Genomic DNA, 14,937 nt, shown 5'->3' with positions numbered 1-14,937 from the left:
TGAAGTGTATCGCGCGAAAAGGAAATGGCAAAAGTAATGAGCGGACAAAAACCTGTGACACCTTCCCCTGATGGCATTGCGGCATCAGTCAATGCCGCCAAAACCAAGGGCCTACCCCCGGTTCATCTGTGGAATCCTCCGTTTTGTGGCGATCTGGACATCCATATCGCCAAAGATGGCTCTTGGACTTATCTAGGGTCACCGATCAACCGGTTCGAGCTTGTGAAGCTATTTTCGTCAATTCTTAAGAAGGAAGACGGGAAATATTACCTCGTTACCCCGGTCGAGAAGGTGGGAATCACTGTCGAGGACGCACCTTTCGTGGCGGTCGATTTCGATGCGACGGGCAAGGGCACGGCGCAGACGCTATGTTTCACCACCCATGTGGGGGATGAAGCCGTCGCAGGGCCCGACCATCCAATCCGCATTGTCATCGACCCCGAATCCGAGGAACCCGCGCCCTACATCCTGATCCGCGCAAATCTTGAGGCGCGGATCGACCGCAAGAGCTTTTACCGGATGGTCGATATCGCCGAACATAGCGACGGGTGGTTCGGCGTCTGGTCGGGCGGGCAGTTTTTTCCCTTAATCCGGTCCGAGGAGTTGCCGGATTAGACCCGGCGCATCACGCGACGGTCCTGCGCCAACAGCACGGCGATTGCAACGATCCCCGCGCCCAGCGCGCGGGTCCAGTTCCAGTCCTCGCCCATTACCAGCATGATCAACATCACGTAAAACGGCGCAATGTTGATGTGGAATGCGGCCAGCGCCACGCCGATTTTGCCAACGGATGCGATGAAAAAGACCTGACTCAGCCCCATTGAGATCAGCGCATACATCACAAGCATACCCATCTGTTGCATATCGACCGGCGCTGTCGGTGCAACGCTGACACCCATTTGCGCGGCGCAGAAAAACAGAACCGAGGCCGTTACCAGCCCGCCGACAAAAGTGATCGTACTGCGCCCTGTCTGGCTAAGCGCCGGGAAATCCCGCGCCGTCGCCATACTGGCCCAGCAAAACAGGGCCGTGGACGCAATGGCGCAGGCCGCACCCAAACCTAATTGCGCCGGGGCCAGCGCGCTGGTTGCAATCAGCCCGCCGATGATCGACACGACCACGCCCAGCGCAAAATTCCACCGCAAGCGCCGCGTACCTGTCGCCAGTTCCAGCAGAGTTGCAAACAAGGGCGCGCCGGACGCAATAATCGCAACCGTCACCGGGTCAGTCAGCTTTTGCGCCAGAATGATCAGGAACATCCCCGACCCCAGCGCAGCGCCGACAAACATCGCGTGCCCCCAACGCGCGCGCAACACACGCGCGGGCCCATCCATCAACACCCAGACCGGCACCATCACCAGCACTGCCAACGCCAACCGCGCCAACAGCAACGTAATCGGAGGCCAAGTTTGCAGCAAAACCTCGGCCGCAGGAAACCCGGCTGCCCATGTCAGCATGGACGCCACTGCCAGGCCATTGCCGGATACAGCCGAGCGGCGCCCCGCAGACACAGAAAGAGTGTTCCCGCGCACGGGGTCAGGGCTCATCGCCATGGTGTCAGACCTTCTGTTGGAACGGTGGCCGAAAATGATCCACCGTGATGGCTGAAGGCTGGCTGATTCGGGCCGATGGTTCTGGCCGGTTTTCGACAAACTGTCGTTTTCAGTCTCTTTCGTTGAAATCGCCCCAAGGCTAAGGTCCGGCCAGCATCACGTGGGACCTCTTATGCCGAAATTCGCCGCCAACATCTCGCTGCTCTTTACTGAGCTGCCCTATCTCGACCGGTTTCAGGCCGCGGCGGAGGCCGGGTTTCAGGCAGTCGAGATCCTGTTTCCCTATGAGCTGGCTGCCAAGGAAACCAGCCGCGCCCTGCTGGCCAACGGGCTAGACCTGGTGCTGATCAACGCCCCTCCGCCCAACTACACCGGTGGCGAGCCAGGCTATGCTGCGGTCCCAGGTAGCGAAGCGCGGTTTCAGTCCGATATCCGCCGCGTCATGCGCTACGCCGATGTTTTGAAACCAGGGCTGATCCATATCATGTCGGGGTATTGCGCGGGACCAGATGCACTAAAAACCATGGTTGAGAACCTGAAATGGGCCGCCGATTTCGCCCCCAAACAGCACTTTACGATCGAGCCGCTGAACCCTGTCTCACAACCCAACTACTTCCTGAACGATTATTATCTGGCTGCCAAAGTTCTGGCCTTGGTGGACCGGCCCAATATCGGCCTGCAATATGACAGCTTCCACGCTCATATGATCCACGGTGACGCGCTGGACGTCTGGCACCGCTTTCACCACATTGTCACCCATGCTCAGATCGGTGCCGCCCCAGACCGGTCCGAGCCCGGACGCGGGCCAACAGACTTTGCTGCGCTTTTCGAGGCCTTTGACGAAATGGGCTATTCCGGCTGGGTCAGTGCCGAATATACCCCCTCAACAGCGCAAACTTTCAACAGTCTGGACTGGGTAGAGTTCTGATATCTGGCCTTTTCAAAAAAAATCGCGCAGACATCACCACAATGACTTGAAGGAACTGTGATGATCCCTGCCCGCTTTTCGCGCATTGTGTTCTGTCTGATCATGTCGGGGCTGATGTCCTGCATCGTCACAGGAATTGCCACTGTCAAGGCCATAGGATTTGGGCCCACCACATTCGGCGATTGGATGTCTGCTTGGGGGTTTTGCTGGCCCATCGCCTTTACGGTCATCTTTATCCTGGGACCCACCGTACAACAGTTGGTGAACCGTCTGGTCAAGACGCAGGATTGACCCGCTGCGAAGAGGGCCCGCCGGGCCTGATGAGCAGCGCTTCTTAGTGCGCCTCGGCCCAATTCGCGCCTTGCCCTGCATCCACGCTTAGCTTCACGTCCAGCTTCACCGCGGGGTCCGATGCCCCCTCCATCACATCGCGCGCCACACGAATCACCTGATCCACTGCATCCTCAGCCACTTCGAACAGCAATTCGTCATGCACCTGCAATAGCATCTTGGCAGGCAGCCCGTTGATCGCATCCGGCATCCGTACCATCGCGCGCCGGATTACATCTGCTGCCGTGCCCTGAATCGGCGCGTTGATCGCCGCCCGACGCGAGAACCCGGCATGCGGCCCCTTGGCATTGATCTCAGGCGTATGGATTTTGCGGCCGAACAGTGTCTGCACGTATCCGTTCTCTTTCGCAAAAGCGATGGTGTCGTCCATATATGTCCGTATACCCGGAAAGCGTTCGAAATAGCGGTCAATGAACCCCTGCGCCTCGGACCGAGGAATGCGCAGATTGCGCGCCAGACCAAAACCCGAAATCCCGTAAATCACACCAAAATTGATCGCCTTAGCCTGGCGGCGGATTTCAGGTGTCATCTCATCCAGCGGCACGTCAAACATCTCGGAGGCGGTCATGGCGTGAATGTCCAACCCATCCGAAAACGCCTGTTTCAGGGTCGAAATGTCAGCGATATGAGCCAAAATCCGCAATTCAATCTGGCTATAGTCGAGGCTAACCATCACATTGCCCGGCTCGGCAATAAACGCCTCACGAATGCGACGCCCTTCTTCGGTGCGCACCGGGATGTTCTGCAGGTTCGGATCGGTCGAGGCCAGACGTCCCGTATTCGCCCCTGTGATCGAATAAGACGTATGCACCCGGCCCGTATCCGGGTTGATATGGGTCTGCAACGCGTCGGTATAGGTCGATTTCAGCTTGGACAGCTGCCGCCAATCCAGCACGCGGCGGGGCAGTTCATGCTCAGTAGCGAGGTCCTCCAGAATGTCAGCCCCGGTCGAATACTTCCCGGTCTTGCCCTTTTTGCCGCCTTCCAGCCCCATCTTGTCGAACAGAATCTCGCCCAGTTGCGCGGGAGAGCCGACATTGAAATTCTCACCGGCCAATTCGTGAATTTCAGCCTCTAACCCGGCCATTTTTTGCGCGAAGGCGTTGGACATGCGGCTCAGGACATCGCGGTCCACCTTGATGCCGTGCATCTCCATTTCCTTGAGGACCGGCACCAGAGGCCGCTCCAGCGTCTCATACACGGTCGTCACCTGCACCTGATGCAGTTGCGGCTTGAACAGTTTCCAAAGGCGCAGCGTGATATCCGCATCCTCAGCGGCATAGGCAGTGGCCTCGTCAATCGGCACCTTGTCGAAAGTGATTGCGGATTTGCCGGACCCCAGCAGCGGTTTGATCGGAATGGGCGTGTGGTTCAGGTAACGCTCGGACAGCGTATCCATCCCATGCCCGTGTTCGCCGCCATGCATGGCGTAAGACATCAGCATCGTGTCGTCGATTGGCGCCACGTTCACGCCATAGCGCGCGAAAATCTTAGCGTCGTATTTCATGTTCTGGCCGATTTTCAGGATCGAGGCGTCCTGAAGCATCGGTTTGAGCAAAGTTAGAGCCTCATCCAGCTGCATCTGCCCCTCGGCCAGCGCGTCTGAGCCGAACAAGTCATCCGATGCCCCATCGCGGTGAGTTAGCGGGATGTAACAGGCCGAACCCGCCTCAACACTTAGCGAAATACCCACCAGATCGGCGATCATTTCGTTCAATCCGGTGGTCTCGGTATCGACGGCCACCCAGCCGGTCTGATAAGCGCGGTCGATCCACGCCTGCAGCGCGGTTGCATCGCGCACGCATTCGTATTTCGAGGCGTCGAAAGAGATATCCTCAGCCTCGGTCACAACTTCGGGCGCAGGCGCATCAGCAATCACCGGGGCCTCGGCCCCCAGCTTGTCGGCAATTCGCTTGGTGAGGGTGCGGAACTCCATATCCGCCAGGAACCCCAGCAAGGTCTCAGCGTCGGGGTCCTGAACCTCAAGATCATCCAGCGTGAAATCCAGCGGGGTGTTTTCGTCCAACTGCACCAGTTTTTTCGACAGCTCAATCTGGTCGCGCTTTTCGATCAGGGTCTGGCGGCGTTTGGGCTGTTTGATCTCTTCCGCGCGGTCCAGCAGGGTTTCCAGATCACCGTATTCATTGATCAACAGGGCCGCCGTTTTCACCCCAATCCCCGGCGCACCGGGCACGTTATCTACAGAATCCCCCGCAAGCGCCTGCACATCCACCACCCGTTCAGGCCCCACGCCGAACTTCTCAACCACGCCGTCGCGGTCGATACGCTTGTTCTTCATCGCGTCCAGCATTTCGACGCCGCCGCCCACCAGCTGCATCAGGTCTTTGTCCGAGCTGACAATGGTCACGCGCCCGCCTGCCTCACGCGCCTGGACGGCCAGCGTGGCGATGATATCGTCGGCTTCATAGCCTTCCAACTCCTTGCAGGCGATGTTGAAGGCGCGGGTCGCCTCGCGTGTCAGAGGCATCTGCGGACGCAGGTCTTCAGGCATAGCCTCGCGGTTGGCCTTGTAGAGGTCATAGAGGTCATTGCGGAACGTGTGCGAGCCTTTGTCAAAGATCACCGCCACGTGGGTCGGCGCATCCGGTCCCGCGTTCCCTTCGACATATTTCTGCAGCATGTTGCAGAAGCCCGATACAGCGCCGATGGGCAGCCCATCGGATTTGCGCGTCAGCGGGGGCAGCGCGTGATAAGCCCGAAAAATAAAGGCTGATCCGTCGATCAGATGCAGATGACACCCTTTTCCGAAATTGCTCATGCGCGCTCTCCCTGTCGGTCAGGGATCGTTCTGCCACAGGGGCAGACGGGTGACCAGTCAGGAACGTGCCCTAACCCCCAAAGAGACCGCTGAAAAAGTCCGAAAAACTATGCACCAGGGCCATTATGACCAGCACACCGAGGAACGCAAAAAACGCAAAGGCGAAAAACTGAAACAGAATGGCGCCAACACCGATAACCATTCCGGCGATGGCCGGGCGACGCCTTTCGTGACGCAGAAGGCCAATGACCGAAACAACAATCGCTAGCCCGCCAAGCATCGCCACACCGATTTGCAAAAAATCATCCAGATCGCGGGTTCGGGCTACAGGCTCGGGTTGCTCTGCCCCCGTGGCGGCACGCAGGGTCGATTTCCCGATCTCGGCCGCCAGTTCGCCAAGCGTGACGCCTGTAGATTGCTGACGCGCAAACGGTCCCGCCCAAAACACAAACAAGGCGGCGAACAACGCCAAAGCAGCGAAACAGAATCCGACCCAGCCAAAAACCGGGCTTGCGCTGTCCGTTTGAGTAATCTCAGTCATCACACTCACCTAAGACGAATGCGGCACAGCGTATCACGCAAATATGGGCGCTTTTTGGGAAAAAATGACTATTGGAGCAGTTGAAGCCGATCTGTGTTTAAAAAAACATAGATGCACAAGACACCCGCTCAGGACAAATCACGCGATACTGAAGGCGCGGTTCGTCTTGTCCCAGTTCATCCCGGATTGCTGCGCAATGTGCTGCATCTGCTTGTTCAATGACCGATCATTCAGCCTGCGACTTAACGAGCGTAACGGCACAAGGTTTCGTTCCCCGTACCCATCGATCAGAAAGAACATACGTATGTCGTCACGCAATCCATAGACGATGTTTTTCCCATGGATGTCCCGACCCACAATTTGGAACTCAAAAAGCTTTCGGACAAAGATGTTCAGATCATCCAATGTCTCAGCCGTCATTTCCTGCCGCGCGCACATCGACAGCAAGTTCTGCGCTAATGCGCCATCTTCGGTGCTGATCCTCTCGACCACGATGCCGGGCCCGACATCTGTCTGCACGACACCAAAGGACCGCGCCAGTGGCAGTCTGGAAATGTCCAGACCACTTTTCAGCGCCGCCTTCATCTCGCACTCCAGCTCTTTCAAGGCGTTTCGGAATGCTGAATCGGGCAGCAGACGACGCACAGCGCGTTTCATGATGGATCTGTTGCGGCGGATTCTGGGACGCGTCACTTTGACCAGCAACTCTGGCTGGTTGGGGCAGGCATAAACGTTCCGGTGGCCGCCCTTGGCCACAATATCCCGGTCTGAAAGGTGCATGACCTGCACGGAAAAGAGCATCTTCGCGCCCTGGAATCATAAAGCTATTTCGTCAGGATATAGAGTCTTCACTCGGGCGGAAATAGGACGCGTAACAGTTTTGTGACGGGCCTACTGATCCTGATCCGCCAGCACATATTTGCAATCGCAATAGGGGCACTCAACCCAGCCGGTATCCTCGGGGATCTGCAGCCAGACCCGCGGATGGCCCAGCGCACCCTCGCCGCCGTCGCAGGCAACACGAGAGGTTTCGACGATCTTGGTTTCCGGCGCTTCGATGGTCACGGCTGGCGATCCTTCTTCGGTTGTCGGCCTCGCGGGCATGGTTTAGGTGCGTTTATGAGCGATGAGCAAACCGGGGGCAAGAGCCACATGAGCGATGCGGCAATCAGGATCGAAGGGCTGCGCAAGACCTATCGCGGTGGTAAGGGTCAGCCTGAAAAGCACGCGCTGAAGGGCATTGATCTGACCGTCCCGCGCGGCTCGGTCTTTGGGTTATTGGGGCCGAACGGGGCCGGGAAATCGACTCTGATCAACATTCTGGCCGGTCTGGTGGTGAAATCGGCGGGTTCAGTGTCGATTTGGGGGTTTGATCAGGACCAACACCCCCGTCAGTCCCGCGCTGCCATTGGCGTGATGCCGCAAGAGCTGAACCTGGACCCGTTCTTCACCCCGCGCGGCGCATTGGAGGTGCAGGCCGGGCTCTATGGCGTACCCAAGTCGCAGCGTCGCAGCGATGAAATTCTCGAACTTGTGGGCCTCAGCGACAAGGCCGAGGCCTATGCCCGCACGCTATCGGGCGGCATGCGACGACGGCTTTTGCTGGCCAAGGCACTGGTGCACCACCCCAAGATTCTGGTTCTGGATGAACCCACGGCAGGCGTGGATATCGAACTGCGCCAGATGCTCTGGACCAATGTACGCAAGCTGAACGAACAGGGCATGACGATCATCCTGACCACGCATTATCTGGATGAAGCGCAAGAGATGTGTGACGAGATCGCCATCATCAACCACGGCGAAAAGATTGCGCAGGACAGCACCGCCAACCTGCTGGGTCGGATGGACAGCCGGACGATGGTGATCCTTCCCGACAGCCCCGTGGTGGATCTGCCCACAACCGATGGTGTCGAAGCCGCTTTGCGCGATGATGGCAGCCTTGTCCTGCAATATCGCAGCTCCCAGACCAGCGCTGAACAGGTGCTGGAGGCCGTGCGCGCCGCAGGCATCCGCATCCGCGACGTGCGCACCGAAGAGGCCGATCTCGAGGATGTGTTCCTCGCCCTGACCTCATCCCGTGCCGATGATGGCCCAGCGGATGATCTGGATCAGCCGCGCCGGGGGATGCACCGGGTCAAGCTTTAAGACCGGTCGATTCGCGCCTGATAGCAGTTGTTTCGGGCGGATCGCACGTGGACATAGGCGATGTCCGCACGGGCAAAGATGTCCTTTACCGCCGCACCAATCTGATCTGTCGGGGCGATCACCCCGGTGCCATAGACGATCCGGTCATCCAATCCATACCCCTTGATCAGATAGTCCGGAGAGGTGGTCAAAATCTCGGGCAGCTCCGTGCCCTCATATCGCTTACACGGGCTGGCACATAGAAAGATCGGACCCGTTTCCGCGTAAGGTTGTGCCTCTGGAAAAGGGCGATGCGCCAATATCAGCATTTCTTGGCCTTCTGGTATGTTTTGTAGGCAATGTCGGCAGGGATTGCCCGCACCTTTGGAAACGGCGTGCTCGGGTGAGGCGCCATATGCGTCCGGCCCTCCGGCCTGAAGCGCGCGGACTTGGGGGGTGGGAAGGGCAGTGATCTTGAACATCTCGGGTCTCCTTTTTCTGCCACCCTGCCCAGAGGGGAAACTGCAATCGACCCGTTTCCTGCGCAAAGGACTCGAAAAAGAACAAAAGGTGAATATAATGTGGAATCGCCATGTATGCCGAGCTGTCGATCACGTCGAATTTCACCTTTCTCACCGGGGCCTCGCACCCCGAGGAATACATGCAGCGTGCCGTCACACTTGGTCTGCCCGCCATCGCGATTGCCGATGACAACTCGGTCGCCGGGATCGTGCGTGCCCATACCCAGGCGCGCGAGATTGCCCGAAAGGTGCGCGAACGTGTGGAATGGGAGGGGCAGAACACGCCCATCGGCCCGCCCTGCCCCGATCACATTCCCAAACCGCCCTCCTACCCAATCCACGCGGTGCCACGCCTGATCCCTGCGGCACGGCTGATCTTCACCGACGCGCCCACCGTCACCGCCCTGCCTCTCAACCGGCAGGGCTGGGGCAACCTGTGCCGTATCCTGTCGGCGGGTCGCCTACGGGCCGAGAAAGGTGACTGTATCCTGCACCTGTCCGACCTGATGGAATTCTCCGACGGTCTGCACCTGCTGCTCTGGCCACAAGCGACCCGACCGCAGGGCGGCGCGAGTGCTTGGCGGACACAGGCGCAAAAGCTGACGCGCCGCTTTTCCGGGCGGATGCATCTGGTGATGCACCCCAGATATGATGGCGCAGACAGTGAGTATTTCTCTGTATTAGAGACTGAATCACAACAACTCAACCTCCCCACCCTCGCCAGCGCTGCGCCGATAATGCACCATGGTACCCGTCGCAAACTGGCCGATGTGCTGACCGCCATCCGACTGCGCCGCAAGGTCGACGATCTGGGCCGCGACGCTCTGGCCAATGGAGAGCAGCGCCTGCGCTCGGAAACCGAGATGCTGCGCATTTTCAAAGGCCATGAAGGCGCTGTGACCCGCGCCCATATGGTCAGCGAGCAGCTACAATTCTCGCTGGATGAGCTACGCTATGAATACCCCAACGAAGGCAGCGACCAGGAAACCCCGACCCAGCGCCTGCACCGTCTGGCCCATGAGGGGTTGAACTGGCGTTATCCGGCGGGCGCGTCCGAGAAGGCCAAGAAAATGCTGGCGCATGAACTGACCCTGATCGGCAAGCTGAAATATGAACCCTATTTCCTGACCGTCCGTGACATCGTCACCTTCGCCCGATCCCGCGATATCCTGTGTCAGGGGCGCGGCTCGGCGGCCAATTCGGTGGTCTGCTACTGCCTTGGCATCACCGAGGTCAGTCCAGAACTGGGCACGATGGTCTTTGAACGCTTTGTGTCCGAGGCGCGGGACGAGCCGCCCGATATCGATGTCGATTTCGAACATGAACGCCGCGAAGAGGTGATCCAGCACATCTATGACCGCTATGGCCGGGAACGCGCGGGCCTCTGCGCCACGGTCGTACATTATCGCGGCAAACGCGCCATCCGCGAGGTGGGGCGAGCGATGGGGTTGACCGAGGATACGATCTCGGCGCTCTCGTCACAGCTATGGGGGTTCTTCTCGGCCAAAGGTCTTGAAGCCGAACGCATGCGCGAGATTGGCCTTGATCCCGACGATAAACGCCTGAAACAGACTCTAATGCTGGTCTATGAGATTGACGGCTTCCCCCGCCATCTGTCTCAGCATGTGGGTGGGTTCATCATCACCGAAGGGCGGCTGGACGAACTTGTCCCCATCGAAAACGCCACGATGGAGGATCGTACGGTTATCTGTTGGGATAAGGATGACATCGATTCCTTAGGTATTCTGAAAGTCGATGTGCTCAGCCTCGGGATGCTGACCTGTATCCGCAAGGCGTTCGATCTGATCAGCCAGCACCACCAGACGGGCTATAGCCTCGCCACCCTGCCGCCCGAGGATCCGGCGGTGTATGACATGCTGTGCAAGGCGGACAGCGTCGGCGTGTTTCAGGTGGAATCGCGGGCTCAGATGAACTTTCTGCCCCGCATGCGACCGCGCAATTTCTATGATCTGGTGATCGAGGTCGCAATCATCCGCCCCGGCCCCATTCAGGGCGACATGGTCCACCCCTATATCCGCCGCCGGAACGGAGAGGAGGAGGTCAACTTCCCCTCGGATGCGTTGGGTGAAGTGTTGGGCAAAACGCTGGGCGTGCCGCTGTTTCAGGAGCAAGCCATGCAGATTGCCATCGTGGGCGCGGGGTTCACCCCGGAACAGGCGGACCGGCTACGGCGCTCGCTGGCGACGTTCAAGAAACATGGTAATGTCAGCGAATTCCGGGCCCTGTTTCTGCGCGGGATGGAGCGGAACGGCTATGAACAGGATTTTGCCGAGCGCTGTTTTTCGCAGATCGAAGGCTTCGGCTCTTACGGTTTTCCCGAAAGTCACGCGGCCAGCTTTGCGCTACTGGTTTATGCCTCAGCCTGGATCAAATGCCACCATCCGGGGATTTTCGCCTGCGCGCTGCTGAATTCGCAGCCGATGGGCTTCTATGCCCCCGCCCAGATCGTGCGCGATGCGCGCGAACATGGTGTTCAGGTGCGCCCGGTCTGTATCAATGCCAGTTTCTGGGACAATGTGATGGAACCCGACGGTCACGGCGGGTTGGCCCTGCGGCTGGGGTTCCGTCAGATCAAAGGCCTGAGCGAGGAAGATGCCAGCTGGCTGACCGCCGCGCGCGGCAATGGCTACCATCAGGTGGATGACGTGTGGCGTCGTGCCGGGCTTGGCCCCACGGTAATCGAACGGTTGGCTGAGGCCGATGCCTTCTCCGCCTGCGATCTGACAAGGCGCGAGGCGTTGTGGCAGGCCAAAGCGATTGCCACCGCCAAGCCCCTGCCGCTGTTTTCGCAGGATCTGGAAGGCGAGGCGCTGGACGAGCCTGCAGCCTATCTGCCGCAGATGACGTTGGGCGAGCAGGTGGTCGAGGATTACGTGGCCACCCGCCTCAGCCTCAAGGCGCATCCGGTGGCTCTGATACGGCATCTACTGACGCCAGAGCCGCGCGACAAAACCACACCTGTTGCGTGACGTCTGAACCGGGTATCCGCCCGGAACAGAGTCGAAAACGGACCAAATATGACCCGCCCCACCCTGCCGCCGCGCTTTCCCGCGACCCCGGACCAAATCAACGCGCAGGTCCGTGCCTTTTACGCCCGCGTACGCGAGGATGCGGTGCTGGGGCCGGTCTTCAACGCACATGTCCACGATTGGCCAGCACATGAGGACAAGATCGCCGCCTTCTGGAGCAACGCCATCCTGTATGAGCGTAGCTATGACGGCAATCCGCAGCGGGTCCATATCGAGCGGCCCGACGTGCAGCCCGACATGTTCGCACATTGGCTGGATTTGTTCGAAGAGGTCGCCACCCAGACCTTACCCCCGGAAACCTCCACACCATGGGTCGCGCTGGCCCGAAGAATCGGCGTGGGAATGAAGGCCGGTGTGCAATCTGCACGCCAACCCAAAGACGCACCTCCCATCCTGCGTTGATCCCAGGGCATGGCAGCTTTGCCATGTTAGCGGTAAAATAAGGGCTATGCGGGTCGGCCAAATGGGTTTACTCAGGGGTACGACAGCCCCATTACGCTGCGCCCCTACACCGACACATCACCCGAGGCCGCCTCATGAGCACTCAGAACACCACCCTTCGGGGGCTTGGCTATGCGTTTGCGGGCTTTGCGGTTTTTGCCAGCCATGATGTGCTGATCAAAGTGCTGGGTAGCACCTATTCGGTGATGCAGATCATCTTTTTCGCAACGCTGTTTTCCTTTGTGCCGATGGCGGTGACGATCCTGACCGACCGGACCACGGGCAATTTCCGACCACATCATCCGTGGCTGGTCCTGCTGCGCTCGGCCCTGATGGTGACGTCCATGGTCTGCGCCTTCTACGCTTTCTCGGCGCTGCCGCTGGCCGAGGTCTATTCGCTGCTATTTGCCTTCCCTCTGTTCGTCACTGTCCTGTCGATCCCAATCCTGGGGGAAGTCGTGCGCGCACAGCGTTGGGCCGCCGTCGGCTGTGGCCTGATCGGAGTTCTGATCGTCCTGCGCCCCGGTGCAACGGACATCACTCTGGGCCACCTCGCGGCCCTGACTGCAGCGTTTTCCAGCGCGTTAGGGTCTGTTTTGGTGCGCAAGATCGGGAATGAGGAACGCTCGGCCGTGCTGATCCTATATCCGATGCTGCTGGCCATTGTGGTCATGAGCTTGATGCAACCCGCCGTTTACCAACCTCCCTCGCTGCTGCATCTGGCGATGATGGCGCTGGTGGGCGTGTTCTCGGTCGTCGCACAACACTTGATCATCCTTGCCTATCGAGCCGCGCCCGCTGGGGTCGTCGCCCCCAGCCAATACAGTCAGATCATCTGGGCCACATTGTTCGGCATGGTCTTTTTCAACGAGCGGCCCGATGGCTGGGTCGCCGTTGGGGCCAGCATCATCATCGCCTCAGGCGTCTATGTGGTCTGGCGCGAAAGCCGGGCGAACACCTCGTCGGTCAATACCCCGGTTCTGCGGGTCCGCTCGCCACGCTCTGACACCGGCGCAAGCCGTCCCGGCAAATAAAAACGGCGCGCCATTCACAGCGCGCCGTCCTCAAAATCGCAGGTTGAGGGCCTTAGTAAACCACGACCGAGCGGATGCTTTCGCCCTTATGCATCAGGTCGAAACCGTGGTTAATGTCGTCCAGACCCATGGTGTGGGTGATCATCGGGTCGATCTCGATCTTGCCTTCCATGTACCAGTCGACAATTTTCGGCACATCGGTCCGGCCCCGCGCACCGCCAAAGGCCGTACCGCGCCACGAGCGGCCCGTGACCAGCTGGAACGGACGGGTCGAGATTTCGGCTCCCGCAGGCGCCACGCCGATGATGATCGATTCACCCCAGCCCTTATGCGCCGATTCCAATGCGGCACGCATCACGCCCACATTGCCAGTGGCGTCAAAGGTGTAATCCGCGCCACCTTTGGTCAGGTTGACCAGATAGGGCACCAGGTCGCCTTCAACTTCGGTCGGGTTCACGAAATCGGTCATGCCAAACTTGGTCGCCATCTCGACCTTGGCGGGGTTCAGGTCAACGCCAACGATTTGATCGGCCCCGGCCAGACGCAGGCCCTGAATGACGTTCAACCCGATACCGCCCAGGCCGAACACGATGGCGCGGCTGCCGATTTCCACCTTGGCAGTGTTGATCACAGCGCCGATCCCTGTGGTCACACCGCATCCGATATAACAGATCTTGTCGAAGGGCGCATCCTCACGCACCTTGGCCAGCGCGATTTCCGGCAGAACCGTGTGGTTCGAGAAAGTCGAGCAGCCCATGTAGTGCAGGATTGGATCACCATCCAAAGTCGAAAAGCGCGAGGTCCCATCCGGCATCAGGCCCTGCCCCTGCGTTTCACGGATCGCCTGGCACAGATTGGTCTTGGGGTGCAGACAGTATTCGCACTCCCGGCATTCCGGGGTGTAGAGCGGGATCACGTGGTCGCCCGGTTTCAGGCTGGTCACACCGGGGCCGACCTCGACCACGATGCCTGCTCCTTCATGGCCCAGAATCGCGGGGAACAGCCCCTCGGGATCCGCGCCCGACAGGGTGAATTCGTCGGTGTGGCAAATGCCGGTGGCCTTGATTTCCACCAGAACCTCACCCGCTTTGGGGCCTTCGAGGTTCACATCCATCACTTCCAAAGGTTTGCCTGCCTGAACGGCGACGGCGGCACGGGTGCGCATATTCGGTGTCTCCCTGTCACTTTTGCCTCGACCCTGCGTCAATTGCCGGGCGTTTTCAACTGCGCTTTGATGCCAGCTTTGCTAAACATCTGATATTGCAGAAACGACATTGCCGGAAAGAGGAACGCCAATGCACCGTTTTATTCCCACGCTGGCCCTGCTGACCGCCTGTGCCCAGCCCCCCGCGCCCGAGGATGCGCCCCTGTCGCCCGAACCCGCCCCGGTCGATCTGGCCTTTTGTCAGGGCGAAGCTGTTGCAGGCTCTGTCGGTCAACCGGTTTCGACCATTCAGGCCCAGTTGCCCGAACGGTCCCGCGTTCTGGGGCCGGGTGATCTGGCCACGCAGGATTACCGCATCGACCGGCTGAATGTTTTTGTAGATGAGACCGGGATCATCCAACGCCTGACCTGCGGGTAAGCGTGGACTCGGCGGGCGATTCTATGATAAGA

15 protein-coding genes are annotated in these 14,937 nt (G+C 59.3%); 8 read left to right on the top strand and 7 right to left on the bottom strand.

The genetic code is table 11. The annotated features are described in order from the left end of the window. Nucleotides 1-36: 36 nt before the first annotated feature. The gene (locus ACR0L1_RS07330; RefSeq protein ID WP_170789492.1) at nt 37-615 is read left to right on the top strand and encodes a DUF1285 domain-containing protein; all 579 of its coding nucleotides are present in this window, start codon (nt 37-39) and stop codon (nt 613-615) included. Here ACR0L1_RS07330 and ACR0L1_RS07325 read toward each other — a convergent pair. After that, complete coding sequence (locus ACR0L1_RS07325; protein ID WP_237217990.1) at nt 612-1,553, bottom strand: DMT family transporter; 942 nt, start codon at nt 1,551-1,553, stop codon at nt 612-614. The genes ACR0L1_RS07330 and ACR0L1_RS07325 overlap by 4 nt on opposite strands. 172 nt (nt 1,554-1,725) lie before the next feature. On the opposite strand from ACR0L1_RS07325, the gene ACR0L1_RS07320 reads away from it, so the two are divergent. Next, entirely contained in the window at nt 1,726-2,481 is a 756-nt protein-coding gene (locus ACR0L1_RS07320; protein ID WP_480857980.1) for a hydroxypyruvate isomerase family protein, read from the top strand. Between the two features lie 60 nt (nt 2,482-2,541). Then, the gene (locus ACR0L1_RS07315; protein WP_170789490.1) at nt 2,542-2,772 is read left to right on the top strand and encodes a DUF2798 domain-containing protein; all 231 of its coding nucleotides are present in this window, start codon (nt 2,542-2,544) and stop codon (nt 2,770-2,772) included. Between the two features lie 43 nt (nt 2,773-2,815). Here the strand turns inward: ACR0L1_RS07315 and polA are convergent, their stop codons facing one another. The 4 genes from polA to ACR0L1_RS07295 all read right to left on the bottom strand — a co-directional run bounded on the left by polA (nt 2,816) and on the right by ACR0L1_RS07295 (nt 7,217). After that, entirely contained in the window at nt 2,816-5,611 is a 2,796-nt protein-coding gene (gene polA / locus ACR0L1_RS07310; RefSeq protein WP_480857978.1) for a DNA polymerase I, read from the bottom strand. 70 nt (nt 5,612-5,681) lie between these two features. Then, complete coding sequence (locus ACR0L1_RS07305) at nt 5,682-6,152, bottom strand: hypothetical protein (protein WP_480857976.1); 471 nt, start codon at nt 6,150-6,152, stop codon at nt 5,682-5,684. Between the two features lie 138 nt (nt 6,153-6,290). Further along, the gene (locus ACR0L1_RS07300) at nt 6,291-6,953 is read right to left on the bottom strand and encodes a YrbL family protein (protein WP_480857974.1); all 663 of its coding nucleotides are present in this window, start codon (nt 6,951-6,953) and stop codon (nt 6,291-6,293) included. A gap of 90 nt (nt 6,954-7,043) precedes the next feature. Further along, nucleotides 7,044-7,217: a zinc-finger domain-containing protein gene (locus tag ACR0L1_RS07295; protein ID WP_170772979.1), complete on the bottom strand. Its 174-nt coding sequence runs from the start codon at nt 7,215-7,217 to the stop codon at nt 7,044-7,046. Nucleotides 7,218-7,304: 87 nt separating this feature from the next. Between ACR0L1_RS07295 and ACR0L1_RS07290 the strand changes: the two genes are divergently transcribed. Further along, nucleotides 7,305-8,297 (top strand): ABC transporter ATP-binding protein, encoded by a 993-nt coding sequence (locus ACR0L1_RS07290; RefSeq protein WP_480858475.1) that lies wholly within the window; start codon nt 7,305-7,307, stop codon nt 8,295-8,297. On the opposite strand, the gene ACR0L1_RS07285 is transcribed toward ACR0L1_RS07290, so the two are convergent. Further along, on the bottom strand, nt 8,294-8,758 hold the full coding sequence (locus ACR0L1_RS07285; protein ID WP_480503494.1) for a DUF1203 domain-containing protein: 465 nt from the start codon (nt 8,756-8,758) through the stop codon (nt 8,294-8,296). The genes ACR0L1_RS07290 and ACR0L1_RS07285 overlap by 4 nt on opposite strands. Nucleotides 8,759-8,868: 110 nt before the next feature. Between ACR0L1_RS07285 and ACR0L1_RS07280 the strand changes: the two genes are divergently transcribed. The 3 genes from ACR0L1_RS07280 (at nt 8,869) to ACR0L1_RS07270 (ending at nt 13,322) form a co-directional block, all read left to right on the top strand. Then, nucleotides 8,869-11,787: an error-prone DNA polymerase gene (locus ACR0L1_RS07280; RefSeq protein ID WP_480503495.1), complete on the top strand. Its 2,919-nt coding sequence runs from the start codon at nt 8,869-8,871 to the stop codon at nt 11,785-11,787. Nucleotides 11,788-11,835: 48 nt separating this feature from the next. Beyond that, on the top strand, nt 11,836-12,249 hold the full coding sequence (locus ACR0L1_RS07275) for a group III truncated hemoglobin (protein WP_170772985.1): 414 nt from the start codon (nt 11,836-11,838) through the stop codon (nt 12,247-12,249). Between the two features lie 134 nt (nt 12,250-12,383). After that, the gene (locus ACR0L1_RS07270; RefSeq protein ID WP_170785291.1) at nt 12,384-13,322 is read left to right on the top strand and encodes a DMT family transporter; all 939 of its coding nucleotides are present in this window, start codon (nt 12,384-12,386) and stop codon (nt 13,320-13,322) included. Between the two features lie 52 nt (nt 13,323-13,374). On the opposite strand, the gene ACR0L1_RS07265 is transcribed toward ACR0L1_RS07270, so the two are convergent. Further along, entirely contained in the window at nt 13,375-14,487 is a 1,113-nt protein-coding gene (locus tag ACR0L1_RS07265) for an S-(hydroxymethyl)glutathione dehydrogenase/class III alcohol dehydrogenase (RefSeq protein WP_170789483.1), read from the bottom strand. A gap of 130 nt (nt 14,488-14,617) precedes the next feature. Here ACR0L1_RS07265 and ACR0L1_RS07260 point away from each other — a divergent pair, with 130 nt between their 5' ends. Then, nucleotides 14,618-14,905, top strand: a complete 288-nt coding sequence (locus ACR0L1_RS07260; RefSeq protein ID WP_170785295.1) for an I78 family peptidase inhibitor — start codon at nt 14,618-14,620, stop codon at nt 14,903-14,905. Nucleotides 14,906-14,937 lie beyond the last annotated feature (32 nt).

This window comes from Ruegeria sp. J8, assembly GCF_056531925.1.
The sequence above is the reverse complement of the archived record's forward strand: the minus strand, read 5'-3'. Positions and strand labels throughout refer to the sequence as shown.

Bases quoted from the DNA above. Each gene is read 5' to 3' on its own strand.
- ACR0L1_RS07330 (WP_170789492.1), top strand. From the start codon at position 37: ATGAGCGGACAAAAACCTGTGACACCTTCCCCTGATGGCATTGCGGCA.
- ACR0L1_RS07325 (WP_237217990.1), bottom strand. From the start codon at position 1,553: ATGGCGATGAGCCCTGACCCCGTGCGCGGGAACACTCTTTCTGTGTCT.
- ACR0L1_RS07320 (WP_480857980.1), top strand. From the start codon at position 1,726: ATGCCGAAATTCGCCGCCAACATCTCGCTGCTCTTTACTGAGCTGCCC.
- ACR0L1_RS07315 (WP_170789490.1), top strand. From the start codon at position 2,542: ATGATCCCTGCCCGCTTTTCGCGCATTGTGTTCTGTCTGATCATGTCG.
- polA (WP_480857978.1), bottom strand. From the start codon at position 5,611: ATGAGCAATTTCGGAAAAGGGTGTCATCTGCATCTGATCGACGGATCA.
- ACR0L1_RS07305 (WP_480857976.1), bottom strand. From the start codon at position 6,152: ATGACTGAGATTACTCAAACGGACAGCGCAAGCCCGGTTTTTGGCTGG.
- ACR0L1_RS07300 (WP_480857974.1), bottom strand. From the start codon at position 6,953: ATGCTCTTTTCCGTGCAGGTCATGCACCTTTCAGACCGGGATATTGTG.
- ACR0L1_RS07290 (WP_480858475.1), top strand. From the start codon at position 7,305: ATGAGCGATGCGGCAATCAGGATCGAAGGGCTGCGCAAGACCTATCGC.
- ACR0L1_RS07285 (WP_480503494.1), bottom strand. From the start codon at position 8,758: ATGTTCAAGATCACTGCCCTTCCCACCCCCCAAGTCCGCGCGCTTCAG.
- ACR0L1_RS07280 (WP_480503495.1), top strand. From the start codon at position 8,869: ATGTATGCCGAGCTGTCGATCACGTCGAATTTCACCTTTCTCACCGGG.
- ACR0L1_RS07275 (WP_170772985.1), top strand. From the start codon at position 11,836: ATGACCCGCCCCACCCTGCCGCCGCGCTTTCCCGCGACCCCGGACCAA.
- ACR0L1_RS07270 (WP_170785291.1), top strand. From the start codon at position 12,384: ATGAGCACTCAGAACACCACCCTTCGGGGGCTTGGCTATGCGTTTGCG.
- ACR0L1_RS07265 (WP_170789483.1), bottom strand. From the start codon at position 14,487: ATGCGCACCCGTGCCGCCGTCGCCGTTCAGGCAGGCAAACCTTTGGAA.
- ACR0L1_RS07260 (WP_170785295.1), top strand. From the start codon at position 14,618: ATGCACCGTTTTATTCCCACGCTGGCCCTGCTGACCGCCTGTGCCCAG.